The sequence below is a fragment of the Streptomyces sp. DH37 genome, assembly GCF_029813835.1.
In the GTDB taxonomy this organism is placed as follows: domain Bacteria; phylum Actinomycetota; class Actinomycetes; order Streptomycetales; family Streptomycetaceae; genus Streptomyces.
Map to the genome: position 1 here is coordinate 13756 of NZ_JARVKV010000060.1, position 24302 is coordinate 38057.

Sequence of the window (24302 nt, forward strand, 5' to 3'; positions counted from 1 at the left end):
CGAGGAGGCCACCGTGGACGGTCAGCTCAGCCCCATGCCCGAGGACTGGAGCCGCGCGCTCGCGATCGTCGCGCACCCGGACGACCTGGAGTACGGGGCCGCCGCCGCCGTCGCGCGGTGGACCGCCGCCGGACGGGAGGTCGCGTACCTGCTGGTGACGCGCGGCGAGGCCGGGATCGACACCATGGAGCCGGAGCGGGCGGCGCGCGTGCGGGAGGCGGAGCAGCGGGCGAGCGCCGCCGTGGTCGGGGTGGACACCGTGGAGTTCCTGGACCACCGGGACGGGGTGATCGAGGAGGGCGTCGCCCTGCGCCGCGACCTGGCCGCCGCGATCCGCCGCCACCGGCCCGAACTGGTCGTCACCCTCAACCACCACGAGACCTGGGGCGGCGTCAACTGGAACACCCCCGACCACCGGGCCGTCGGCCGCGCCGCGCTGGACGCGGCGGGGGACGCCGGAAACCGCTGGATCTTCACCGACCTGGCCGGGGAGGGGCTGGAGCCCTGGGACGGGGTGCGCTGGGTGGCGGTCGCCGGATCGTCGGAGCCGACGCACGCCGTGGAGGTGACGGAGGAGGACGTGGACCGGGCCGTCGCCTCGCTCGCCGAGCACCGCGCGTACATCGGGGCGCTCAGCGACAAGGAACCCGCCGAGTACGCCCGGGAGTTCATCACCGGCATGATGGACATGCTCGCCGAGCGCACCGGCGGCCGGCGGGCCGTGGCCTTCCAGGTGTACCCGCGGGGGTGACGGGCGGGACGCCGCCCCGTCCCGCCCCGTCCCGGACGCGTCCGCGGCCGGGGTGGCCGGGCCCGTACGCGTCACCGGCCGTCCGCGGCCGGGCGGCGGAGGCGGACGAGCAGGGCGAGCGCGGCGACCGGCAGGATCAGGGCCGCGCCCATCGCGTTGAGCCAGCCGTAGCCCGCCTGCGCGACGACCAGGCCGGCGAGCGCGCCGCCCGCGCCCGCCGACGCGTTCATGGACAGGTCGGACAGCCCCTGGACGGCCGCGCGGGCGTCCTGCGGAACCGAGTCGGTGAGCAGGGTGGAGCCGCCCACCAGCCCCGCCGACCAGCCCAGGCCGAGGAGGAACAGGCCCACCGCGCTCTGGACGTGGTGGCCGTCCGCCGTACCGGCCGTCAGCGCCGCGCACGCCAGCAGCGCGGTGCCGGCGAGGATGACGGAGACCCGGCCGACGCGGTCGCACAGCCAGCCCATCAGCGGGGAGAAGGCGTACATGCCCGTGATGTGGCCGCTGATCACCAGGCCGATCAGTTCGATGCCGGCGCCGTGGTGGTCGAGGTCGACCGGGGTCATCACCATGATCGAGACCATGGTGGTGTGGGAGCCCGCGACGGCGACCAGGGCCAGCCGGGCGCGCGGCGAGGCGGCCACGGCGGCGAGCCCGGCGCGCAGCGAACGGCTCTCCGCGGACGCCGGGGCGTCCCGGTCGGCGGCGGCCAGGGCACGGGCGGTGAGCAGGGGGTCCGGGCGCAGCAGGGCGAACACCAGCGCGGCGGCCACCAGGAAGACGCCCGCGCCCCACAGGAACGGGCCCGCCGCCTCGGGAACGCCCAGCCCCGCGACGCTGCGTCCGGCCGGGGCCGCGATGTTCGGGCCGAGGACCGCGCCGACGGTCGTGGCCCACACCACCGTGGAGATGGCCCGGCCGCGGTGGGCGGGCTCGACGAGGTCGGCGGCGGCGAAGCGGGCCTGGAGGTTGGCGGAGGAGCCCGCGCCGAAGGCCGCCATGCCCAGCAGGAGCAGGGGGAAGCTGCCGAGGACGGCGGCGAGGACCACCGCACCGCCGCCCGCGGCGCCGACCAGGTAGCCCAGGGCGAGACCGGCGCGTCGGCCGCGAGCGGCCGTCAGGGCGGCGAACGGCAGGGACAGCACGGCCGTGCCCAGGACCGACGACGTCGCCGCCAGGCCGGCGAGCCCCTCGGAGCCGCTGACCTGCTCGGCCAGCACGGCGGCCAGCGCGATGCCCGTGGCCACCCCCAGCCCGCCCAGGATCTGGCTGGCCACGAGCACGGCGGCGGTACGGCGGCGCAGCGCGGCCAGGCCGTCCTCGCGGGGCGCCCCGGCGGTGGCGCCCGGGGGGCTGTCAGCCGCGTCGGCGGTTTGGGAGGTGTCCGTCACGAGCGGCAGTCTGCCAGCCGGGGGCGGCCGGGGAATCCCCCCGGGGGAGGTTCGCCACCAGGGGAAGCGGGAGGCACCGCCGGAGCCTCCGGGACGCCCGGGACGGGACGCCCAGGACGGTGCGCACGGTGCGCCCGGTGTGCTCGGAACGGGGCGCTCAGAACAGCGGCGCCGGGAGGACCCCCTCCAGCGCGAGCAGCGCCCGCTTGGTCTCCAGCCCGCCGCCGAAGCCGCCGATCCCGCCGCCGCTCTCCACCACCCGGTGGCACGGCACCACCACCGGCAGCGGATTGGACCCCATGGCGACGCCCACCGCGCGCGCCGCGCCCGGCTCGCCGACGCGGTCGGCCAGGGTCCGGTAGCCGACGGTGCTGCCGTAGGGCACGGAGTCGGCCAGGGCCCGCAGCACCCGCCCGTTGAACCCGGACGTCAGCGACCAGTCCAAGGGGACGGAGAACTCCCGCAGCCCGCCCCGGAAGTACGCCTCCAGCTCCCGGACCGCCCCGGCCAGCACCGGATCGCCGTCGCCGCGCGCCGGCTCGGCGCCCAGCCGCCCGGTGAGCCGGGCCAGGGACCGGCGCACCGTCCGCTCGCCGGCGTGGAAGACGACGGTCACCAGCCCGCGCCCGGTCGCCGCGAGCAGCAGCGGGCCGATCGGAGTGTCCCGTACGGTCCAGTTCCAGGCCGGGGCCGCCGGCCCGGCCGAAGTCTCGGTCATGTGACGAGCCTAAGGGCCGGCGCCGACAGCGTGCGCGGCCCGGCGGCAGCCGGGTTCAGCCCCGCAGGGAGGCGACCAGGTCGGAGACGTTCCGCCGCTCCCTCCCGGCCTCCTCGCGGGCCTCTTCCCGCGCGTCCTCGCCGGCTTCCTCACGGGCCTCCTCCGGCGCGTCCTCGCGCTCCCCGCCCGCGGCGGCTCCGGCAGCGGGCCGTGTGGCGTCCCGGACGACGTCCGGGTAGTTGGAGATGATCCCGTCCACGCCCATGTCGGCGACCCGGCGGGCCGCCGCCGCGTCGTTCACCGTCCAGGTGAAGACCTCCATCGGCCTGCCGTGGGGACCCTTCAGCGCGTGGACCTGCCGCACGTACTCCGCCGTCAGGGTGGTGTGGGGCGGGTTGATCTGGTCGCTGAACCGCGCGTAGTCCGGCAGCTCGGCGACGGCCGGAGTGCCCAGGAAGCCGGTCCTGACGGCCGGCGCCTGGTCGTGCACGGCCCGCACCGAGTCGGCCCCGAAGCTCTGGATGACCAGCTTGCTCCGCACGTGCTGCCGGTCCAGCCATCCCTCGCTGCGCAGCTCGCCGAGGACGTCGGCCTCGATGCCCGGGTAGAGCTCGGGCCTCTTGATCTCCAGCAGCAGGTTCTGGCGGGTGCGGTTCAGGTGCCGCAGGTACTGCTCCAGGGTGGGCACCCGCTCGCCCGCGTACAGCGGGTCGAACCAGCTTCCCGCGTCCAGCCGGGCGATCTCGGCGGCGGTGAAGTCCGCGACCCGCCAGGGCGCGCGGTCCGGGAAGAGCTCCTCGACGTCCGTGGTGCGGCTCAGGGTGGCGTCGTGCATGACGACCAGCTCGCCGTCCCTGGTGCGCTGCACGTCGTTCTCCACCCACCTGACGCCCAGGGCGTGGGCCGCGTCGACGGCGGCCAGGGTGTTCTCGGGGGCGTAGCCGGAGGCGCCGCGGTGCGCGATCGGGAGGGGGGCCTCGGCCCGCGGCGCGGCCTGGGCGGGGACGGCGGCGAGGACGAACGCGCAGAGGCCGGCGAGTGAACCGGTGACGGCGGCAGCGGGGCGTAGGGACACGGGGGACTCCTCACGTCTTCGGTGCACTGACCCCAAGAGCATTCCGGCATCGCTGTTCGGTTACATGGGCGAGAAGTGGACAGAACCTGAACGCCTCACGGAAGCCCCTCGCCCGTGGGCAGGCCCGGCCGGGGCCCGCAGACCGGCCCCGGTTGTCAGTGGGGGGACGTACCGTGGTGCACATGCGGCCCGAGACTCAGATCGAACGCAGGACGGCACCCTTCGAGGTCGTCAGCCCCTACCGGCCCAGCGGCGACCAGCCGGCGGCCATCGACGAGCTGGAGAAGCGCGTCACGGCAGGCGAGAAGGACGTCGTCCTGCTGGGCGCGACCGGCACCGGCAAGTCGGCGACCACCGCGTGGATGATCGAGCGGCTCCAGCGGCCGACCCTGGTGATGGCGCCGAACAAGACGCTGGCCGCCCAGCTCGCCAACGAGTTCCGCGAGCTGCTGCCGAACAACGCCGTCGAGTACTTCGTGTCGTACTACGACTACTACCAGCCCGAGGCGTACGTCCCGCAGACGGACACCTACATCGAGAAGGACTCCTCCATCAACGAGGAGGTCGAGCGGCTGCGCCACAGCGCGACGAACTCGCTGCTCACCCGGCGCGACGTCGTCGTGGTCGCCTCCGTCTCGTGCATCTACGGCCTGGGCACGCCGCAGGAGTACGTCGACCGGATGGTGCCGCTGAGGGTCGGCGAGGAGATCGACCGGGACCAGCTGCTGCGCCGCTTCGTCGACATCCAGTACACCCGCAACGACATGGCGTTCACCCGCGGCACCTTCCGGGTGCGCGGCGACACCGTCGAGATCTTCCCGGTGTACGAGGAGCTGGCCGTCCGCATCGAGATGTTCGGCGACGAGATCGAGGCCCTCTCCACGCTCCACCCGGTCACCGGCGAGGTGATCTCCGACGACCGGGAGCTGTACGTCTTCCCCGCCTCCCACTACGTCGCGGGCCCCGAGCGCATGGAGCGGGCCATCGCGGGGATCGAGGCGGAGCTGGAGGAGACCCTCGCCCGCATGGAGAAGCAGGGCAAGCTGCTGGAGGCCCAGCGGCTGCGGATGCGGACGACGTACGACATCGAGATGATGCGGCAGATCGGCACCTGCTCGGGCATCGAGAACTACTCGCTGCACATCGACGGCCGTGAGAAGGGCTCGGCGCCGCACACCCTGCTCGACTACTTCCCCGACGACTTCCTGCTGGTCATCGACGAGTCCCACGTCACCGTCCCGCAGATCGGCGCCATGTACGAGGGCGACGCCTCGCGGAAGCGGACGCTGGTCGACCACGGCTTCCGGCTGCCGTCCGCGATGGACAACCGGCCGCTGAAGTGGGAGGAGTTCCAGGAGCGCATCGGGCAGACGGTCTACCTGTCGGCGACGCCGGGGCAGTACGAGCTGTCGCGCGCCGACGGAGTGGTGGAGCAGATCATCCGCCCCACCGGCCTGGTGGACCCGGAGGTCGTGGTCAAGCCCACCGAGGGCCAGATCGACGACCTGGTGCACGAGATCCGCACCCGCACCGAGCGGGACGAGCGCGTCCTGGTCACCACGCTGACCAAGAAGATGGCCGAGGACCTGACCGACTACTTCCTGGAACTGGGCATCCAGGTCCGCTACCTGCACAGCGACGTGGACACCCTGCGCCGCGTGGAGCTGCTGCGCGAGCTGCGCGCCGGCGAGTACGACGTCCTGGTCGGCATCAACCTCCTGCGCGAGGGCCTGGACCTGCCGGAGGTCTCGCTGGTGGCCATCCTGGACGCCGACAAGGAGGGGTTCCTGCGCTCGGGCACCTCCCTGATCCAGACCATCGGCCGCGCGGCGCGCAACGTCTCCGGCCAGGTGCACATGTACGCCGACAAGATCACCCCGGCGATGGCCAAGGCCATCGACGAGACCAACCGGCGCCGGGCCAAGCAGATCGCCTACAACGAGGCGAACGGCATCGACCCGCAGCCCCTGCGCAAGAAGATCGGCGACATCGTGGCGACGATCGCGCGCGAGGAGGTCGACACCCGGGAGCTGCTGGACAGCGGCTACCGCAAGGCGGGCGCGGGAGAGGAGCGCAGGGCCAAGGCCCCGGTGCCCGACCTCGGCCGCGCGGCGGCCGGGGACGGCGACGGCGCGCGGGGCAGGGGCGGCAGGAGCAGGGGGGCCGCGCAGCCCACCGACCGCCCCGCCGCCGAACTCGCCGAGCTCATCGAGGAGATGACCGAGCGCATGCGCGCCGCGGCGGCCGAGCTGAAGTTCGAGGTGGCCGCCCGGCTGCGCGACGAGGTCGGCGAACTGAAGAAGGAACTGCGGCAGATGAAGGAGGCGGGCCTGCGGTGAGATGACGGCCCACGAGGAAGTGTTGCAGGAACGACACAAAGCCCGCCCGTCCCGTCCGCGCCGTCGGCCTCGGTGCGTAGGCTGCGGGGCAGCCGCCGGTGACGGCGGGCGACGGCAACGGCAACGGCAACGGCAGGAAAGAGGGAAACGCACGTGACGGTCAACTTGTCCAAGGGACAGGCGATCAACCTGCAGAAGTCCGACGGGGGCGCCCTGACCGCGGTGCGGATGGGACTCGGCTGGCAGGCGGCTCCCCGCCGCGGTCTGTTCGGCCGGCGCACCCAGGAGATCGACCTGGACGCCTCGGCCGTGCTCTTCGCCGGACAGCAGCCCGTGGACGTCGTCTTCTTCCGCCACCTGGTGAGCGACGACGGCTCCGTGCGGCACACCGGCGACAACCTCGTCGGCGGCGCCGGGCAGGGCGGTGACGACGAGGCGATCCTGGTGGACCTCCAGCGGGTCCCGGTCCACATCGACCAGATCGTCTTCACGGTGAACTCCTTCACCGGCCAGACCTTCGCCGAGGTGCAGAACGCCTTCTGCCGGCTGGTGGACGAGACCAACGGCCAGGAGCTGGCGCGCTACACCCTCACCGGCGGCGGCCAGTACACCGCGCAGATCATGGCCAAGGTCCACCGCCAGGGCAGCGGCTGGCAGATGACCGCCCTGGGCACCGCGGCCAACGGCCGCACCTTCCAGGACCTGATGCCGTCGATCACCCCCCACCTGTAACCGCCCGCGGCCGGCCGCACGGCGGCCGGGACCGGGCCCGGCGCGGCGCCGCCGCCGGGCCCGCCGGCAGGGGAGGGCAACGGCGCCGGCCGGGGGCGCCGGGGCGCGGCGGGGCACGGGAGAACACACGCAGGAGGGGGCGCGGCGATGACGGCCGAACTGGTCCGCGGGCAGAACCACCCACTGCCCGCGAGCCGTCTGGAGATCCGGGTGTCCGCCGGGAAGCCGGTCGTGGCCGGGGCGACGCTCAACGACCAGGACGGGCGGCTGCGCGAGCCGGACTGGATCGCCCATCCCGGCTCGCCCCGCCTGCCCGGGCTGGAGGTCTCCCGGCAGGCCGCCGCCGACCACCGGCTCGCGGTGGACCTGGACGCGCTCCCCGAGGCCGTGCACCGGGTCAACGTGCTGCTCGCCCTCCCCACCGGAGTCGGCGGGCCCCTCTCCTTCGGCGCCCTCGCCGCCCCCGTCGTGGCCGTCACCGGCCTGGACGGCACCGAGGTCGCCTGCTACACCGTCACCGGGCTCGACGCCGAGTCCGCCGTCGTCGCGGTGGAGCTCTACCGGCGGCAGGGCGTCTGGAAGGTGCGCGCGGTCGGCCAGGGCTACGCGGGCGGCCTCGCCGCCATGCTGGAGGACCAGGGGCTGCCCCGGGCCCGCGAACTGGCCGCCGCCGTCGACGAGGCCGTCGCCTCCGGGCCGGCCTGCTCCGTGGCGCCGCCCGCCCGCGCCGGCGACGGGAACCGCAGCAGACGCACCGCACCGGTCGGCGCACCGGGCGCGGGCCCGGAACCCCGGCCCGCGCCCCCGCCCCGGCCCGCCCCCGGCGGGCCGTCCGCACCCCCGCCGCCCGCCGGCCCGGTGGACTACCGCCACCCCGGCCGCGGCACGACCGCCGCGCCCCCCGCCGGCGCGACGGCCCCGTCCGCACCGCCCCCCGACCCCGGGCGGCCCGCCGGGCCCGTCGCGGGCGACGCCGCGGGCTGGAGCATGGAGGAGCGGCTCTACAACCAGGTCTGGGGCATGTTCGAGGACCTGGCCCGCACCACCGCCGCCTACCGCAGCGCCGTCGACTTCGCCGACTCCCGCATGGAGCAGGAGCTGGACACGGTGCTGTCCGACCCCCGCTCGCGGACCGGCGCCGCCGCCGACGCCGCCCGCGCCCGGGCCCAGGCCCGCCACACCGAGCTCGTCGACCGGGCCCGCGCCGCACTCGAACGCGACCTCGGCCAGCTCACCGCCGAGTCCGACGTCGTCGAGCCCGCCCTGCCGCCGGCCTTCGCCCGCTGGGACAGCCCCGCCTGGCACGCCTACCGGGTGCCCATGGAGACGCCGATGGCGATGCGCCTGGGCGACCTCGGCCTCCCCGAGCACGGCGGCCTGCGCATCCCCATGCTGGTGCGGCTGCCGCTGGAGCGCGGACTGTGGATCGACGCCGGGCGCACCCACTCGGCCGCGTCCCTCACGGTCGATCCGCACGAGCTGCGCCGTCTGGCGGGCGAGCTGGCCACCGCCGTCGCCGGCCGGCTGCTCGCCGTCCACCCGGTCGGCGACTTCACCGTCCACGTGCTCGACCCGGTGGGCGCCGCCGCGCCCACCCTGGCCCCGCTGGTGGAATCCGGCGCGCTGCGCGAGCCGCCCGCCACCGGCCCCGGCGGCGTCGCCTCGGTGATCGCGAGGCTGACCCGCCGCGTCGACCTGGTGCAGATGGCGGTGCGCACCCGCGCCGCCGACGCGCTCCCGCCGGACGTGGACACCGCCGAACAACTGCTGATCGTCCACGACTTCCCGCACGGCTTCGACGACCGCGCCGTCACCCGGCTCCGCTACCTCGCGGACGAGGGACCGTCCGTCGGCGTCCACCTGATGATGGTCGCCGACCGGGAGGAGGCGCAGGGCTACGGTCCCGTGCTCGACCCGCTGTGGCGCTCCCTGCTGCGGATCACCCCCGTGCCCGACGACCACCTCGCCGACCCCTGGGTCGGCCACGCGTGGACGTACGAGCCGCCTCTGACGCCGCGCGGCAGCCTGATCCTGCCCCGGGTCCTGGAGCAGGTGGCCCGGGCCCGCCGGCAATACGGCCGCTGACGGGCCGTGCGCAGCGGGCCGCGGAGCCGCCCCCTCCCCTCCCGCGCTTTGCCTTTCCTTGGTCTTGCTTTACTCTTCCTTGAGCGGAGGGGAGTACTCCCGTGTGCGGCGTCCCCGTCAGTACGGGCCGGGCGTGACCGGTCCCGGGGCGTCGGTCCGTAGGCCGATCGGGCCCGGATGGAGGAGACCTCCGGCAACCAGAGCCGGAGGATTTCCGTATGGACGTTTCCACGACCACCTGGGTGCTGACCGTCGTCGGTCTGTGCGCCCTCATCGCAGTCGACTTCTTCATCGGCGGACGCAAGCCGCACGAGGTCTCCATCAGGGAGGCCGGCACCTGGACGGTCGTCTGGATCGTCCTCGCGATCCTCTTCGGCGCCGGGCTGTACGTCGCCGGTGAGAGCCGGGCGGCGAGCGAGTTCGCCGCGGGCTACATCACCGAGAAGTCGCTCAGCGTCGACAACCTCTTCGTCTTCGTCCTGATCATGGCGAAGTTCGCGGTGCCCACCATCTACCAGCAGCGCGTGCTGATGGTCGGCGTGCTCATCGCCCTGGTGATGCGCGCGATCTTCATCGCGGCCGGGGCCGCGCTGATCTCCGCCTTCTCCTGGGTGTTCTTCATCTTCGGCGGCTTCCTCATCTGGACGGCCTGGAAGCTCGTGCGCGAGGCCCGCGCCGAGGAGCAGGGCCACGAGGAGGAGGCGTACGAGGAGAACCGCCTGCTGAAGATGGTCGAGCGGCGCTTCCCCTCCACCTCGCAGTACCACGGCACCAAGCTGTTCGTCGTCGAGAACGGCAAGCGGCTGATGACGCCGATGCTGATCGTCATGCTGGCCATCGGCAGCACGGACCTGCTGTTCGCCCTGGACTCCATCCCGGCGATCTTCGGTCTGACCCAGGACCCGTACATCGTCTTCACCGCCAACGCCTTCGCCCTGATGGGCCTGCGCCAGCTCTACTTCCTCATCGGCGGACTGCTGAAGAGGCTGGTGCACCTGTCCTACGGGCTGTCGATCATCCTCGGCTTCATCGGCGTCAAGCTGGTGCTGCACGCCCTCCACGAGCAGGGCGTCCACGTCCCGGAGATCTCCACCCCGGTGTCGCTGGCCGTGATCTGCGGCGTCCTGATCGTCACGACGATCACCAGCCTCCGCGCCTCCCGCAAGCTGAGCCGGGAGCAGGAGCCGACCGCGCCGCGCGACTGACCCGGCGCCCGGAAGCGCACAGGGGCGGTACGGCCGGGCCGCGCGCCCGGCCGTACCGCCGCGCCTCACCGCACCACCGCGACCCGCCGCTCCTGCCGCTCGCCGCTCACGGTCACCGCCACGGTCACCGTCCCCGGCCGCAGCCCCGTCAGCGTGCCGGCCGCCGCGTCGAGGACCGCGACGCAGTGCCCGCGCGCCCGCGCCCGCTCCACGTCCCCCGCGCACAGGCCCCGTGAGCCGGACCAGTCGGCGCTCAGCGGCCGGCCCACCGGCACCGTGCGCGCCGCGCTTCCGCGGCCCTGGACGATGGCCGCGGAGACCTTCCCCGGCGCACCGCCCGCCGCCACGGAGTCCGGCGCGGTCAGGGAGAGCCCGTCCACATGGGCGCGGGTCTGGACCGAGATCCAGTCCCGGCCGGTGCCGCGGTCGATCCCGACCAGCGACCAGCCGCTGAAGCCGCCCTCACCGGGGGGCGCGGCCGGCGCCTTGCCCGCGTTGCCGTTGACCAGGTAGGGCACCCCGTCCACCCGGGAGGCGTGGAAGACGCCGGCGTGCGCCCCGACGAACGCCGCGCCCTTGCCGGTGCGGCGGCGGAACTCGCCGAGCCAGTCCTCCAGCAGGTCCGCCTCCAGCCGGTCGGTCAGCCGGCTGCCCTGCTGCGGGGTCGGATCGCGCGGCGGTACGTGCGCCAGCACGACGACGGAGCCGATCCCGTCGTCCTCCGCGGCGTCCTCCAGCCGTTCCCGCAGCCGCCGGATCTGGTCCCAGCCGCCGCCGCGCAGGGTCAGCGAGGAGGTGTCGAGGGTGATGAAGCGCGTGCCCCGGTGGTCGAAGGAGCGGTGGGTCGCGCCGAACTCCGCGCGGAAGCCCTCGACGGAGCCGCCCATCACCTCGTGGTTGCCCGGCACGTAGTACCAGGGCACCTCGCCGCCGAGCTCCTCCTCGAGCATCCGGCGGGCGAAGGCGAGGTCCTCGGGCGAGCCCTCGTCCACCCAGTCCCCGTTGACCACGACGAAGTCGGGCCGGGCGGCCCGCACCTCCCGCAGGGTGCGCCGGGCCTGGCGTGCCGTTTCGCCGTCCGGTTCGCGGGCGACGAACTGGGCGTCGGAGACCACCGCGAACCGCCAGTCGCGGCCCGCGGTGTCGGCGGCCGTCGAGATCAGCGGGTCCCGGTGGGGGTCGGCGGCGGGCAGGGCCACGTCCGGCGGGGTCCGGGCGGTCAGCCCGTCCAGGACGACCTCGCCGCGATACCGCTCGGCGGGCCGGGTCTCGGCCAGGTAGAACCGCCGGACCTTCAGTGGATAGGCCACTCCCTGGGGGACCTCGAAGGCGATCCGCTTCCAGCCGGTCCAGGCGACGTGCGGGCCGCGCAGCACCTGGGCGGTGCCGGCGGCGTCGGTGAGGTGCAGCGAGGGCCAGGCGCCGCGGCCGTCGCCCTTGAGCCACAGGGTGAAGCTCCGAGGCTGGCCGGGCACGGGGATCTCCCGCGGCGGGTTGGCGTAGGCGGCACGGGTCGCGGTGGACTGCGTGAAGTCGTACGTCATCCGCAGCCCGGTGCCGTCGTGCCCGGCGGGGTCGGCGGCCAGGGAGCCGGAGGCGCGGGCGGCGCTGAAGGTCCACTGCCCGGCGTCGTCGAACTCCGCGACGCCCCGGTCCGTCAGGCCCACCGTGACGGCCAGGACCGTCTCCTCGCCCTTCACGACCGCCCTGACCAGGCCGGAGACGGAGTCGGCGCCGTCGGCGGCGGCGACGGTGAAGCCGCCGCGCGCCGGGTCGGGATCGATGCGGAAGAGCGAGCGGTCGTAGTCGAGCGCCACGTCCGACGGCTCGACGGGGGCGCTGTGGCCCTCGGCGTCGAAGCCGGTGAAGCCGAAGGACGCCTCCGTGCCGGGGCCGGGCAGCCCGACCCGCTCCCGGGTCGGGGCGATCCGCTCCAGCGGGCCCAGTACCGTCAGGGTGGTGGAGCCGCGGGCGTGGCCGCGGCGTGCGACGACCTCGGCCGTACCGGTCCTGCGGGCGTGGAAGACGCCGTCGCCGTCCACCCGGCCGACCTCGGGGCGGGAGCTGTGCCAGCGGGGGGCTCCGTCTGCGGGGGCGCCCGAGGGGACGTTCGCGGAGGCGTCCGCGGGGCCGTACGTCTCGTCGTACCCGGCGGCGGTGAGCGCGCGGGTCAGACCGGGGAAGACGCGCTCCGGGTGCCCGCCGGGCACGGTGTCGGCGGAGGGGGCCTCGGCCGGGTCCGCGGCCGTCTCCACCCAGAAGCCCTTCAGCGCCCCGCTGCCGTCGGGGGCGGTGACGGCCAGCCCGTTGGGGACCTCGCGCTCGGTGCCGTCGGAGGGGCTGTTCTCCACCCGCGGGGTGTCCGAGCCGGGCTCGCGGGCCACCAGCGTCGAGGAGCCGCCGCCGTCGAGGTTGAGCGCGTTGTGGGCCCCCAGCTCGTCCATCATCAGGGCCAGTTCGGTGAGGGTGACGCCGCCGGAGGCGGCCTGGCGGCCGTCCACGGTCAGCACGTGCAGGGTGGAGCCGTCCCGGGAGAAGCCGACGGCGGTACGGGGAGCGGCGGCGTTGTTGGGCCGTCCGTCCCAGTTCTGCGGCTCGCCGTCCACGACCAGCACGCCGCGGCCGCCGACCGCCGTGCGCGGCGTCTCGCCCCCCTCGGTGCGCAGCTCGTACTCCCAGCTCACCGCGGAGCCCGGGGCCAGCGCGGCCAGGGCCTTCGCGCCCGCGTCACGGCCGAGCAGCACCGTCGCGCCCTCGGGGACGGGCCCGTCGCCGGGGGCGTCGTCCACGGCGGTGACCCGGCCGCCCACGACGGTGACCTCGGTGACCTCCGCCGCGCCGTCCACGGTCTGGGCGCGGTCGGCCGGGCCCCACCGGGCGTTGTAGGCGCCGATGCCGTCGGCGGGGACGTTCGCCGCGTTGTACGCGGCCAGCGGCTCGGGGCCGCCGGGCAGGGTGAGCGTGCCCTCGAAGTACAGGTCGAGGACGCGGCCCGCGCCGTCCGGACCGAAGCCGACCGCCTCGGTGACCCCGGGGGCCGGGGAGTGGGTGATCTCGCCGTCGTCCACACCGGGGCCGAGCGGGGCGCCGGTCTGGTTGATGTCGAAGAAGTCGGCGTTGAAGGCGGCGACGGTGCGGCGCCCGGCGCCGGGATCGTGCGCGCCGGCCAGCTCCGAGACGGTCGCGCGGCCGGAGACGGTCCCCGGGGACAGGTAGTCGACCTCGGCGCCGCCGTCGAGGTCGACGCTGAGGGCGTCGGCGCGCAGCCACTTGTCCGACTCCAGCCGGTCGAACGAGGTCAGTGTGGTGCCGGGCGCCACGGGGCGCACGGTACGGGACAGCTCCATGCCGTCGCCGTCGGCGACGCCCAGGGCGTCGGCGGGCGGAGCGGCGGAGAGCGCGGGGACGGCGGTCGCGGCGGGACCGGCGGCGGCCGGTGGCGCCAGACCCAGCCCGAGCGCGGCGACGGCCGTGAGGCACACCGCGGCCCGTCCGGGGAGTCTTCTGCCCTGCGGTCCTCGTGACACGACATCACCCACAGACGCTGTAGGGACATGCGCTCTTTGCGCATCCAGCGCCACAGGGTGACAAGGCCGACCGGTTCACACCAGAGGGCGTGCTCGAACACCGCCGGAACAACACGCGTCCCCCGCGCGTCCGTTGGGCCGAACGGACGCACGGGGGACGCGCGGGCGCGGGTACGCGCCGGGTGAGGGGGCGTCAGTCGCCGGGGCCGGCCACGAGCCTGCCGCCCTCCACCTTGACCGGGACCGGGGGCAGGGGTGAGCCCGCCGGGCCCGCCAGCACCTCGCCGGTGGTGGTGTCGAAGCGGCTGCCGTGGCAGGTGCAGTCGGCCTCCAGCCTCTCCACCGAGGTCAGTACGCAGCCCGCGTGGGTGCACACCGCGCCGAACGCCCTGTACTCGCCCTCGGAGGACCGGGAGACCACCAGTCTCTCCTCGCGGTACAGCCTGGAGCCCCCGACCGGTACGGCGTCGGCCGCGCCGAGGTCCACGGGTGCGGTCGGGGTCGCCGGGGCCCGTCCGCCGCCTCCGCCGGAGCCGGAGCAGGCGGTCAGGCCGAGGCCGGCGGCCCCGGCGGCCGCCGCCCCGCACAGCACGGTGCGGCGGCCGGGGGACTGGTCCTTCATGGTCGTGCTCTCCTTACGGCCGCTCACGGCTTCAGCGGCAGGATGTCCTGGAGGAACTTGCCGGTGTGGCTCTCCGGCGCCGCCGCGACCTGCTCCGGGGTGCCCTGGGCGACGACCAGGCCGCCGCCGCTGCCACCCTCCGGGCCCATGTCCACGACCCAGTCGGCCGTCTTGATCACATCGAGGTTGTGCTCGATGACGATCACCGTGTTGCCCTTGTCGACCAGCCCGGACAGCACTTCGATCAGCTTGCGGATGTCCTCGAAGTGCAGACCGGTGGTCGGCTCGTCCAGCACGTAGACCGTGCGCCCGGTGGAGCGCTTCTGCAGCTCCGAGGCGAGCTTCACCCGCTGCGCCTCGCCGCCGGAGAGCGTCGTGGCGGGCTGGCCGAGCCGGACGTAGCCGAGGCCGACGTCGTTGAGGGTGCGCAGGTGGCGGGCGATGGCGGGCACCGCCTCGAAGAACCCCATCGCCTCCTCGATCGGCATGTCCAGCACCTCGGCGATGGACTTGCCCTTGTAGTGCACCTCCAGCGTCTCCCGGTTGTAGCGCGCGCCGTGGCAGACCTCGCACGGCACGTACACGTCCGGCAGGAAGTTCATCTCGATCTTGATCGTGCCGTCGCCGGAGCAGTTCTCGCAGCGGCCGCCCTTGACGTTGAAGGAGAAGCGGCCCGGCAGGTAGCCGCGGACCTTCGCCTCCGTCGTCTCCGCGAACAGCCGGCGCACATGGTCGAAGACGCCCGTGTACGTGGCCGGGTTGGAACGGGGGGTGCGGCCGATGGGGGACTGGTCGACGTGCACGACCTTGTCCACCAGGTCGTCGCCCTCCACCCGCACGTGCCGCCCCGGCACCGACTTCGCGCCGTTCAGCTCGCGCGCCAGATGGGTGTAGAGGATGTCGTTGACCAGGGTGGACTTGCCCGAACCGGAGACGCCCGTGACCGCGGTGAGCACACCGAGCGGGAACGACACGTCGACGTTCCGCAGGTTGTTCTCCTTGGCGCCCCGGACGGTCAGCGCCCGCTTGCGGTCCACCGGGCGGCGCTTCTCCGGCGTCGGGATGGACCTCCTGCCCGACAGGTACTGCCCGGTCACCGACTCCTCGTTGGCCAGCAGCTCCTTCAGCGGGCCGCTGTGCACCACCTCGCCGCCGTGCTCGCCCGCGCCCGGGCCGATGTCCACCACCCAGTCGGAGGTCTTGATGGTGTCCTCGTCGTGCTCGACGACGATCAGGGTGTTGCCCATGTCCCGCAGCCGCACCAGGGTCTCGATCAGCCGGTGGTTGTCGCGCTGGTGCAGGCCGATGGACGGCTCGTCCAGCACGTACAGCACGCCCACCAGGCCGGAGCCGATCTGGGTCGCCAGCCGGATGCGCTGCGCCTCGCCGCCCGAGAGCGTCCCGGCGGCGCGGTTGAGGGAGAGGTAGTCCAGACCGACGTCGACCAGGAACCGCAGCCGCTCGTTGACCTCCTTGAGCACCCGCTCGGCGATGGTCCTCTCGCGGTCGTTCAGCTCCATGGCGCCCAGGAACTCGGCGCACTCGCTGATCGACATCGCGGCGATCTCCGCGATCGACCTCCCCTGCACCGTCACGGCCAGGACGATCGGCTTGAGCCTGGTCCCCTCGCAGGTCGGGCAGGGCACCTCGCGCATGTAGCCCTCGAAGCGCTCCCGGCTGGAGTCCGTCTCCGCCTCCGAGTGCCGCCGCTTGACGAACGGCACCGCGCCCTCGAAGGCCGTGGTGTACGACCGCTCCCGCCCGTAGCGGTTGCGGTAGCGGACCTCGATCTGCGTCCGGTGCCCGTTGAGCAGGGCCTTCTTCGCGCGCTGCGGCAGCCCGCTCCAGGGGATGTCGGTGCGGAAGCCGAGCGCGTCGGCCAGGGCGCCGATCAGCCGCCCGAAGTACTCCTTGCTGTGGCCGTGTGACCAGGGGTGGATCGCCCCCTCGTCCAGCGACTTGTCCTCGTCGGGGACGATCAGCTCCGGGTCCACCTCCATGCGGGTGCCGATGCCGCTGCACTCGGGGCAGGCGCCGAAGGGGGAGTTGAAGGAGAACGAGCGGGGCTCCAGCTCCTCGAACGACAGGTCGTCGTAGGGGCAGTACAGGTGCTCGGAGTACATCCGCTCGCGCTGGGGGTCGTCCTCCTCCAGGTCCACGAAGTCGAGGATCACCATGCCGCCCGAGAGCCCGAGCGCGGTCTCGACCGAGTCGGTCAGCCGCCGCTTGGCGCTCTCCTTCACCGTCAGGCGGTCGACGACCACCTCGATGGTGTGCTTCTCCTGCTTCTTCAGCGCCGGCGGGTCGGAGAGCTGGACCGTCGTGCCGTCCACCCGGGCGCGGCTGTAGCCCTTGGTCTGCAGCTCGGCGAAGAGGTCCACGAACTCGCCCTTGCGCTGGCGCACCAGCGGGGAGAGCACCTGGAAGCGGCTGCCCTCCTCCAGGGAGAGCACCTTGTCCACGATCGCCTGCGGGGACTGCCGGGCGATCGGGCGCCCGCACTCGGGGCAGTGCGGCTTGCCGATCCGGGCGAACAGCAGGCGGAGGTAGTCGTAGACCTCCGTGATGGTGCCGACCGTCGAGCGGGGGTTGCGGGAGGTGGACTTCTGGTCGATGGAGACCGCCGGCGACAGGCCCTCGATGAAGTCCACGTCCGGCTTGTCCATCTGCCCCAGGAACTGCCGGGCGTACGAGGAGAGCGACTCCACGTAGCGGCGCTGCCCCTCGGCGAAGATGGTGTCGAAGGCGAGCGAGGACTTGCCCGATCCCGACAGCCCGGTGAAGACGATGAGGGAGTCGCGGGGGAGGTCGAGCGAGACGTTCTTGAGGTTGTGCTCGCGAGCCCCACGGACGATGAGACGGTCGGCCACGCCGATTGGCACCTTTCGTGTGGGATGAAGGGGGCGGGCGCCTGCCCAGAGCCCCCGCCCAAGGGTATGGGGTAGCGCCGCCGTGATGTCGTGCCCGGTGCGCACAGCGAGCCTATAGCACGTGCATTCGATTTACGGGCGCTCTTCTCCTCCTTCACCCGAAGGAGTGGTGGGGATAGCTTTGGATCATGACTTCGCCTGATGCGGACCCCGCTCCCGATCCCGTTCCCGACCCCACTCCCGACCCCGCCGCCGACACCGCCGCCCTGCGGGAGTCCACCGACCGCCTCCTGGCCGCCGTCCGGAAGCTGGACGACGCCTCCCTGGCCGAGCCCTCGAGGCTGCCCGGCTGGACCCGCGGCCACGTCCTCGCCCACCTCGCCCGCAACGCCGACGCCCTGGTCAACGTGCTCGCCGGCCGCCCGATGTACCCCAGCGCCGAGGCCCGCGAGGCCGACATCGAGCGCGACGCCTCCCGCCCCCCGGCGGTCCAGCTGGAGGACCTGCGCGGCAGTGCCGCCCGCCTGGACGAGGCGATGGCCGCCCTCACCGGGGAGGAGTGGGGGGCCACCGTCGAGCTGCGCAACGGCGTCACCGACCTCGCCTCCTCGATCCCCTTCCGCCGCCGGATCGAGGTCGAGCTGCACCACGTCGACCTCGGCATCGGGTACGAGCTGGAGGACATGCCCGCCTCCTTCACCGACCGGGAGCTGGAGAACATGGCCAGGCGCTTCTCGGGGCACCCCGGCGTGGAGCCCGTCGAGCTGCGCGCCCCGGACGGCCGCGTCCTGCGCACGGGCCGCGCGGCCGGGGAGGGGGAGCCGGCGGTGACCGTCGCGGGCTCGCCCACCGCGCTCGTCGGCTGGCTCACCGGCCGCACCGCCGGCGCCGGGCTCACCGCCTCCGCGCCGGTCCTGCCCACGCTGCCGCCGCTCTGACACACTGATCGCCGGCCGCGCCACCCCCTCGGAAGGAGTCGCAGAACACATGCCGTACACAGGAAAGGTCGCGGTCGGCGGCCCGCCGGACGTCCACGAGCTGACCGACCTGGTGATCTCCAAGGTCGCGGTCGGCCCCCTGGAGAACAACGCCTACCTGCTGCGCTGCCGCGCCACCGGCGAACAGCTCCTGATCGACGCCGCCAGCGAACCCGACACCCTGCTCAACCTCATCGGCGACGACGGCGTCGGCGCGGTCGTCACCACCCACCGGCACCCCGACCACTGGCAGGCGCTCGACACCGTCGTCCAGGCCACCGACGCCCGCACCTACGCCGGGCGCCACGACGCCGAGGGCATCCCCGTTCCCACCGACGTCCCGCTGGAGGACGGGGACGCCGTCACCGTCGGCCGCGTCACGCTCACCACCCGCCACCTGCGGGGCCACACCCCGGGCTCCATCGCCCTGGTCTACGACGACCCCCACGGCCACCCCCACCTGTTCACCGGCGACTGCCTCTTCCCCGGCGGCGTCGGCAACACCCGGGGCGACGCCGAGGCGTTCGCCGTCCTGCTGCACGACGTGGAGACCAAGCTCTTCGGCGAACTCCCGGACGAGACCTGGGTCTACCCCGGCCACGGCGCCGACACCACCCTGGGCGCCGAGCGCCCGCACCTGGCGGAGTGGCGCGAACGCGGCTGGTGACGGGCCGGGGGCGGACGGCGGCGGCGAGCGGCCGGAAAGCGCGCCGCCGGCGGCCCCCGGCGCCGCACGCCGCCAGTAGGGTTGACCCCATGGCAGACCCCTCCAGCTACCGCCCCAGGCCTGGAGAGATCCCCGACTCCCCGGGGGTCTACAAGTTCCGCGACGAACACGGCCGGGTGATCTACGTCGGGAAGGCGAAGAGCCTTCGCCAGCGCCTCGCCAACTACTTCCAGGACCTGGCGAACCTCCACCCGCGCACGCGCACGATGGTCACCACGGCCGCCTCGGTGGAGTGGACGGTGGTCTCCACCGAGGTCGAGGCGCTCCAGCTGGAGTACTCCTGGATCAAGGAGTTCGACCCCCGCTTCAACGTCAAGTACCGCGACGACAAGAGCTACCCCTCCCTCGCGGTCACGATGAACGAGGAGTTCCCGCGCGTGCAGGTGATGCGCGGGCCCAAGAAGAAGGGCGTGCGCTACTTCGGGCCGTACGCGCACGCCTGGGCGATCCGCGAGACCGTCGACCTGATGCTCCGCGTCTTCCCGGTGCGCACCTGCTCGGCCGGGGTCTTCAAGCGCTCCGCCCAGATCGGCCGCCCCTGCCTGCTGGGCTACATCGGCAAGTGCGCCGCGCCCTGCGTCGGCCGGGTCGACGCCGAGGAGCACCGGCGGCTGGCCGAGGAGTTCTGCGACTTCATGGCCGGGCGCACGGGCGCCTACCTGCGCCGCCTGGAGCAGCGGATGCACCGGGCCGCCGAGGAGATGGAGTACGAGAAGGCCGCCCGGCTGCGCGACGACATCGAGGCGCTCCGGCGCGCGATGGAGAAGAACGCCGTCGTCCTGGCCGACGCCACCGACGCCGACCTGATCGCGGTCGCCGAGGACGAGCTGGAGGCCGCGGTCCAGATTTTCCACGTCCGCGGCGGCCGGGTGCGCGGCCAGCGCGGCTGGGTCACCGACAAGGTGGAGGAGGTCGGCACCGCCGGGCTCGTCGAGCACGCCCTCCAGCAGCTCTACGGCGAGGAGAGCGGCGACGCCGTGCCCAGGGAGGTGCTGGTCCCGGCCCTGCCGGAACCGGTGGACCCGGTCGCGGCGTGGCTCGCCGGCCGGCGCGGCGCGGCCGTGGACCTGCGCGTGCCGCAGCGCGGCGACAAGCGGGCCCTGATGGAGACGGTGCAGCGCAACGCGCAGCAGGCCCTCACCCTGCACAAGACCAAGCGCGCCTCCGACCTGACCACCCGCTCCCGGGCGCTGGAGGAGATCGCCGAGGCCCTCGGGCTGGACTCGGCGCCGCTGCGCATCGAGTGCTTCGACATCTCCCACCTCCAGGGCGAGGACGTGGTGGCCTCGATGGTGGTCTTCGAGGACGGCCTGGCCCGCAAGAGCGAGTACCGCCGCTTCCAGATCAAGGGCTTCGCCGGCCAGGACGACGTCCGCTCCATGCACGAGGTGGTCTCCCGCCGCTTCCGCCGCTACCTCCAGGAGAGGCAGCGCACGGGGGAGTGGGCCGCCGGAGAGGGTCCCGAGGGTCCCGAGGGGTCCGGGAGCACGGCGGACGGCACGGTGGACGGCGTGAACGGTGCCGACGGCGTGAACGGTGCGGACGGGCCGGCCCCGGCCGAGGAGCGGGGCGGGAACCGGCCGCCGAAGTTCGCCTACCCGCCGCAGCTCGTCGTGGTCGACGGCGGGCAGCCGCAGGTGGCCGCCGCGCGGCGGGCCCTGGACGAGCTGGGGATCGACGACGTCGCCGTGTGCGGACTGGCCAAGCGCCTGGAGGAGGTGTGGCTGCCCGGCGAGGACGACCCGGTGGTCCTGCCCCGCACCAGCGAGGGCCTGTACATGCTCCAGCGGGTCCGCGACGAGGCCCACCGCTTCGCCATCCGCTACCAGCGCGTCAAGCGGTCGCGGTCGCTGAAGGCGAGCCCGCTGGACGCCGTCCACGGACTCGGGGAGTCCCGCAAGCAGGCCCTGATCAAGCACTTCGGCTCGGTCAAGCGGCTGCGCGCCGCCACCGTCGAGCAGATCTGCGAGGTCCCGGGCGTGGGACGCAAGACCGCCGAGGCCGTCGCCGCGGCCCTGGCGCAGGCGGCTCCGGCCGCCCCGGCGGTGAACACCGCCACGGGTGAGATCCTGGAAGACCGGGAAGACCGGTAGGGCATCGGTGACCGGGAAGCGGAACGGCACAGGTCAGCGGGGGAGAGCGTGATGAGTGAGCACACGGGAGACGGAGCGCAGGTGGCCACGGGCACGAGTACGGGTACGGCGACGGACACCGGAGGAAACGGAAGCGACGGGAGCGCCGCCATCCCCGAGCTGGTGATCATCTCCGGCATGTCCGGCGCGGGCCGCAGCACCGCCGCCAAGTGCCTGGAGGACCTGGGCTGGTTCGTGGTGGACAACCTGCCGCCCGCCCTGATCCCGACCATGGTCGACCTGGGCGCCCGCTCCCAGGGCAACGTCGCCCGGATCGCCGTGGTCGTCGACGTCCGCGGCCGCCGCTTCTTCGACAACCTGCGCGAGTCCCTCGCCGACCTCGACGCCAAGAACGTCACCCGCCGGATCGTCTTCCTGGAGGCCTCCGACGAGGCCCTGGTGCGCCGCTTCGAGTCGGTGCGCCGCCCCCACCCGCTCCAGGGCGACGGGCGCATCGTGGACGGCATCGCCGCCGAGCGCGACCTGCTGCGCGAGCTGCGCGGCGACGCCGACCTGGTCATCGACACCTCCGGCCTCAACGTCCACGAGCTGCGCGCCAAGCTCGACGCCCAGTTCGCGGGCGAGGAGGAGCCCGAGCTGCGGGCGACGGTGATGTCCTTCGGCTACAAGTACGGCCTCCCCGTCGACGCCGACCTCGTCGTGGACTGCCGCTTCCTGCCCAACCCGCACTGGGTGCCCGGACTGCGGCCGTACACCGGCCTCAACGACGAGGTCTCCCAGTACGTCTTCAACCAGCCCGGCGCCAAGGAGTTCCTGGACCGCTACGCCGAGCTGCTCCAGCTCATCGCCGCCGGCTACCGGCGCGAGGGCAAGCGCTACGCAACGATCGCGGTCGGCTGCACCGGCGGCAAGCACCGCAGCGTCGCGATGTCCGAGAGGCTGGCCCGCCGGCTGGCCGCCGAGGGCGTCGAGACCGTCGTCGTGCACCGGGACATGGGACGCGAGTGACCGTCCGCACCCGAAGACTGCGGCGCCTGGTCACCACCCGCAGGGCCCGCGGCGGGACCCCCAAGGTGGTGGCGCTCGGCGGCGGCATGGGCCTGTCCGCCTCGCTGGCCGCGCTGCGCCGGATCACCCGCGACCTGACCGCCGTGGTCACCGTCGCCGACGACGGCGGCTCCAGCGGGCGGCTCCGCGACGAGCTGGGCGTCCTGCCCCCCGGCGACCTCCGCAAGGCCCTGGCCGCGCTGTGCGGCGACGACGAGTGGGGCCAGACCTGGGCGCGGGTCATCCAGCACCGCTTCGTCAGCCGGGGGGACCTGCACGAGCACGCGGTGGGCAACCTGCTGATCGTCGCCCTGTGGGAGCAGCTCGGCGACCACGTCCAGGCCCTGGACCTGGTCGGGAAGCTGCTGGGCGCGCACGGACGGGTGCTGCCGATGTCCGCCGTCCCGCTGGAGCTGCGCGCCCTGGTGCGCGGCCACGACCCGGCGCGCCCCGAGGAGGTCGCCACCGTCCGCGGCCAGGCCACCGTCGCCCTCACCCCCGGCGAGGTGCAGCAGGTGCACCTGGTCCCGCACGACCCGCCCGCCGTCCCCGAGGCGGTCGAGGCGGTCCTCGACGCGGACTGGGTGGTGCTCGGCCCCGGCTCGTGGTTCTCCTCGGTCATCCCCCACCTGCTGGTCCCCGAACTGCTCCGGGCGCTCACCGAGACCAGGGCGCGCCGGGTGCTGTCGCTCAACCTCGCACCGCAGCCGGGCGAGACCGACGGCTTCTCCCCGCAGCGTCATTTGGAGGTTTTGGCCCGACACGCCCCTAAACTCGCCTTCGACGTGGTGCTGGCCGACCGGGCCGCCGTGCCCGACGAGGATGGCCTCCGCGACGCCGCACGGCGCCTGGGCGGCACCGTCGAGCTGGCGCCGGTGGCCGCCCCGGGCCGGGTGCCCCGGCACGATCCGGAGCTGCTGGCCGCCGCGTACGACCGGATTTTTCGAATGCATGGAAGGATCGGCCCATGGCGATGACGGCAGCGGTGAAGGACGAGATCTCCCGGCTACCCGTCACCCGGACCTGCTGCCGGAAGTCGGAGGTCTCGTCGATCCTGCGGTTCGCGGGCGGACTGCACCTGGTGAGCGGCCGCATCGTGATCGAGGCCGAGCTGGACACCGGCATCGCGGCCCGCAGACTCCGCAAGGACATCCTGGAGATCTTCGGGCACGCCTCCGACCTGGTGGTCATGGCCCCCGGCGGGCTGCGCCGCGGCAGCCGCTACGTCGTACGGGTGGTGGCGGGCGGCGACCAGCTCGCCCGCCAGACCGGGCTGGTCGACGGCCGCGGCCGCCCGGTGCGCGGCCTGCCGCCGCAGGTGGTCTCCGGGGCCACCTGCGACGCCGAGGCCGCCTGGCGCGGCGCCTTCCTGGCGCACGGCTCGCTCACCGAGCCCGGCCGCTCCTCCTCCCTGGAGATCACCTGCCCCGGCCCCGAGGCCGCCCTCGCCCTCGTCGGCGCCGCCCGCCGCCTGCAGATCGCCGCCAAGGCCCGCGAGGTGCGCGGCGTGGACCGCGTCGTCGTCCGCGACGGCGACGCCATCGGCGCGCTGCTGACCCGGCTGGGCGCCCACGAGTCCGTACTGGCCTGGGAGGAGCGGCGGATGCGCCGCGAGGTGCGGGCCACCGCCAACCGCCTGGCCAACTTCGACGACGCCAACCTGCGCCGCTCGGCCCGCGCGGCCGTCGCCGCCGGCGCCCGGGTGCAGCGCGCCCTGGAGATCCTCGGCGACGAGGTGCCCGAGCACCTGGCCGCCGCCGGCCGGCTGCGCATGGAGCACAAGCAGGCGTCCCTGGAGGAGCTGGGCGCGCTGGCCGACCCGCCGCTGACCAAGGACGCCGTCGCCGGCCGCATCCGGCGGCTGCTCGCCATGGCCGACAAGCGCGCCGCCGACCTGGGGATCCCCGGCACCGAGTCGAACCTGACGGAGGAGATGGTCGGCTGACCGCGCCTCCCGCGTCCCGGTCGCCGCTCGCGTCCCTCCCGTCCCTCCCCGGGCCCTCCGCGCCTCCGACGCCCCGCCGTCCGCCGCCCCCGCGGGGCCGCCGCACGCCTGCCCGGCGCCTTCGCGGGTACGTCCTGCCACCGGCGCGCCACACCGCACACGGCGGGTGGCCGATGTCACTCGCGGGCACCCGGCGCG

Annotated in this window: 17 protein-coding genes; 11 read left to right on the forward strand and 6 right to left on the reverse strand. The window is 74.1% G+C overall.

What is annotated here, in order from left to right; translation table 11 throughout:
- The first annotated feature begins 34 nt into the window (after nt 1–34).
- Nucleotides 35–751 (forward strand): PIG-L deacetylase family protein, encoded by a 717-nt coding sequence (locus tag QC029_RS24085; protein WP_279557887.1) that lies wholly within the window; start codon nt 35–37, stop codon nt 749–751.
- A 71-nt stretch (nt 752–822) separates the two neighbouring features.
- Here the strand turns inward: QC029_RS24085 and QC029_RS24090 are convergent, their stop codons facing one another.
- From QC029_RS24090 to QC029_RS24100, 3 genes are all read right to left on the reverse strand, one after another.
- Nucleotides 823–2064 carry an MFS transporter gene (locus tag QC029_RS24090; RefSeq protein WP_279557888.1) on the reverse strand — a complete coding sequence of 414 codons (1242 nt, stop codon included), beginning with the start codon at nt 2062–2064 and terminating at the stop codon, nt 823–825.
- Nucleotides 2065–2299: 235 nt separating this feature from the next.
- Nucleotides 2300–2860 (reverse strand): methylated-DNA--[protein]-cysteine S-methyltransferase, encoded by a 561-nt coding sequence (locus tag QC029_RS24095; RefSeq protein ID WP_279557870.1) that lies wholly within the window; start codon nt 2858–2860, stop codon nt 2300–2302.
- Between the two features lie 55 nt (nt 2861–2915).
- Nucleotides 2916–3977, reverse strand: coding sequence for a glycerophosphodiester phosphodiesterase family protein (locus QC029_RS24100; RefSeq protein WP_279557871.1), 1062 nt, complete (start codon nt 3975–3977; stop codon nt 2916–2918).
- Between the two features lie 140 nt (nt 3978–4117).
- Here QC029_RS24100 and uvrB point away from each other — a divergent pair, with 140 nt between their 5' ends.
- The 4 genes from uvrB (at nt 4118) to QC029_RS24120 (ending at nt 10296) form a co-directional block, all read left to right on the forward strand.
- Nucleotides 4118–6274 (forward strand): excinuclease ABC subunit UvrB, encoded by a 2157-nt coding sequence (gene uvrB / locus QC029_RS24105; protein ID WP_279557872.1) that lies wholly within the window; start codon nt 4118–4120, stop codon nt 6272–6274.
- Between the two features lie 153 nt (nt 6275–6427).
- Nucleotides 6428–7006, forward strand: coding sequence for a TerD family protein (locus QC029_RS24110; protein WP_279555508.1), 579 nt, complete (start codon nt 6428–6430; stop codon nt 7004–7006).
- 147 nt (nt 7007–7153) lie between these two features.
- Complete coding sequence (locus QC029_RS24115; RefSeq protein ID WP_279557873.1) at nt 7154–9091, forward strand: TerD family protein; 1938 nt, start codon at nt 7154–7156, stop codon at nt 9089–9091.
- Between the two features lie 218 nt (nt 9092–9309).
- Nucleotides 9310–10296 carry a TerC family protein gene (locus QC029_RS24120; protein ID WP_279557874.1) on the forward strand — a complete coding sequence of 329 codons (987 nt, stop codon included), beginning with the start codon at nt 9310–9312 and terminating at the stop codon, nt 10294–10296.
- Between the two features lie 65 nt (nt 10297–10361).
- Here QC029_RS24120 and QC029_RS24125 read toward each other — a convergent pair whose 3' ends face one another.
- The 3 genes from QC029_RS24125 to uvrA all read right to left on the reverse strand — a co-directional run bounded on the left by QC029_RS24125 (nt 10362) and on the right by uvrA (nt 17315).
- Nucleotides 10362–13643 carry a phosphodiester glycosidase family protein gene (locus QC029_RS24125; protein ID WP_279557889.1) on the reverse strand — a complete coding sequence of 1094 codons (3282 nt, stop codon included), beginning with the start codon at nt 13641–13643 and terminating at the stop codon, nt 10362–10364.
- A gap of 373 nt (nt 13644–14016) precedes the next feature.
- A complete protein-coding gene (locus tag QC029_RS24130) occupies nt 14017–14445 on the reverse strand; it encodes a Rieske (2Fe-2S) protein (RefSeq protein ID WP_279557875.1) in 429 nt (142 codons plus the stop codon).
- Nucleotides 14446–14468: 23 nt separating this feature from the next.
- Nucleotides 14469–17315: an excinuclease ABC subunit UvrA gene (uvrA, locus tag QC029_RS24135; RefSeq protein WP_279557876.1), complete on the reverse strand. Its 2847-nt coding sequence runs from the start codon at nt 17313–17315 to the stop codon at nt 14469–14471.
- A gap of 188 nt (nt 17316–17503) precedes the next feature.
- Between uvrA and QC029_RS24140 the strand changes: the two genes are divergently transcribed.
- The 6 genes from QC029_RS24140 to whiA all read left to right on the forward strand — a co-directional run bounded on the left by QC029_RS24140 (nt 17504) and on the right by whiA (nt 24104).
- A complete protein-coding gene (locus tag QC029_RS24140) occupies nt 17504–18253 on the forward strand; it encodes a maleylpyruvate isomerase family mycothiol-dependent enzyme (RefSeq protein ID WP_279557877.1) in 750 nt (249 codons plus the stop codon).
- Nucleotides 18254–18302: 49 nt separating this feature from the next.
- Nucleotides 18303–18959 (forward strand): MBL fold metallo-hydrolase, encoded by a 657-nt coding sequence (locus QC029_RS24145; protein WP_279557878.1) that lies wholly within the window; start codon nt 18303–18305, stop codon nt 18957–18959.
- An 89-nt stretch (nt 18960–19048) separates the two neighbouring features.
- Entirely contained in the window at nt 19049–21112 is a 2064-nt protein-coding gene (gene uvrC / locus QC029_RS24150; protein ID WP_279557879.1) for an excinuclease ABC subunit UvrC, read from the forward strand.
- 51 nt (nt 21113–21163) lie between these two features.
- Nucleotides 21164–22120: an RNase adapter RapZ gene (gene rapZ / locus QC029_RS24155; RefSeq protein WP_279557880.1), complete on the forward strand. Its 957-nt coding sequence runs from the start codon at nt 21164–21166 to the stop codon at nt 22118–22120.
- 17 nt (nt 22121–22137) lie between these two features.
- Nucleotides 22138–23136 carry a uridine diphosphate-N-acetylglucosamine-binding protein YvcK gene (gene yvcK / locus QC029_RS24160; protein ID WP_279557890.1) on the forward strand — a complete coding sequence of 333 codons (999 nt, stop codon included), beginning with the start codon at nt 22138–22140 and terminating at the stop codon, nt 23134–23136.
- Nucleotides 23127–24104 carry a DNA-binding protein WhiA gene (gene whiA / locus QC029_RS24165; RefSeq protein ID WP_279557881.1) on the forward strand — a complete coding sequence of 326 codons (978 nt, stop codon included), beginning with the start codon at nt 23127–23129 and terminating at the stop codon, nt 24102–24104. Before yvcK ends, whiA begins: the two co-directional genes overlap by 10 nt.
- The last annotated feature ends 198 nt before the right edge of the window (nt 24105–24302 follow it).

Bases quoted from the DNA above. Each gene is read 5' to 3' on its own strand.
- uvrB (WP_279557872.1), top strand. From the start codon at position 4,118: ATGCGGCCCGAGACTCAGATCGAACGCAGGACGGCACCCTTCGAGGTC.
- uvrC (WP_279557879.1), top strand. From the start codon at position 19,049: ATGGCAGACCCCTCCAGCTACCGCCCCAGGCCTGGAGAGATCCCCGAC.
- QC029_RS24115 (WP_279557873.1), top strand. From the start codon at position 7,154: ATGACGGCCGAACTGGTCCGCGGGCAGAACCACCCACTGCCCGCGAGC.
- whiA (WP_279557881.1), top strand. From the start codon at position 23,127: ATGGCGATGACGGCAGCGGTGAAGGACGAGATCTCCCGGCTACCCGTC.
- QC029_RS24125 (WP_279557889.1), bottom strand. From the start codon at position 13,643: ATGGAGCTGTCCCGTACCGTGCGCCCCGTGGCGCCCGGCACCACACTG.
- QC029_RS24085 (WP_279557887.1), top strand. From the start codon at position 35: ATGCCCGAGGACTGGAGCCGCGCGCTCGCGATCGTCGCGCACCCGGAC.
- QC029_RS24120 (WP_279557874.1), top strand. From the start codon at position 9,310: ATGGACGTTTCCACGACCACCTGGGTGCTGACCGTCGTCGGTCTGTGC.
- QC029_RS24100 (WP_279557871.1), bottom strand. From the start codon at position 3,977: ATGCTCTTGGGGTCAGTGCACCGAAGACGTGAGGAGTCCCCCGTGTCC.
- QC029_RS24140 (WP_279557877.1), top strand. From the start codon at position 17,504: ATGACTTCGCCTGATGCGGACCCCGCTCCCGATCCCGTTCCCGACCCC.
- QC029_RS24145 (WP_279557878.1), top strand. From the start codon at position 18,303: ATGCCGTACACAGGAAAGGTCGCGGTCGGCGGCCCGCCGGACGTCCAC.
- QC029_RS24095 (WP_279557870.1), bottom strand. From the start codon at position 2,860: ATGACCGAGACTTCGGCCGGGCCGGCGGCCCCGGCCTGGAACTGGACC.
- rapZ (WP_279557880.1), top strand. From the start codon at position 21,164: ATGAGTGAGCACACGGGAGACGGAGCGCAGGTGGCCACGGGCACGAGT.
- QC029_RS24130 (WP_279557875.1), bottom strand. From the start codon at position 14,445: ATGAAGGACCAGTCCCCCGGCCGCCGCACCGTGCTGTGCGGGGCGGCG.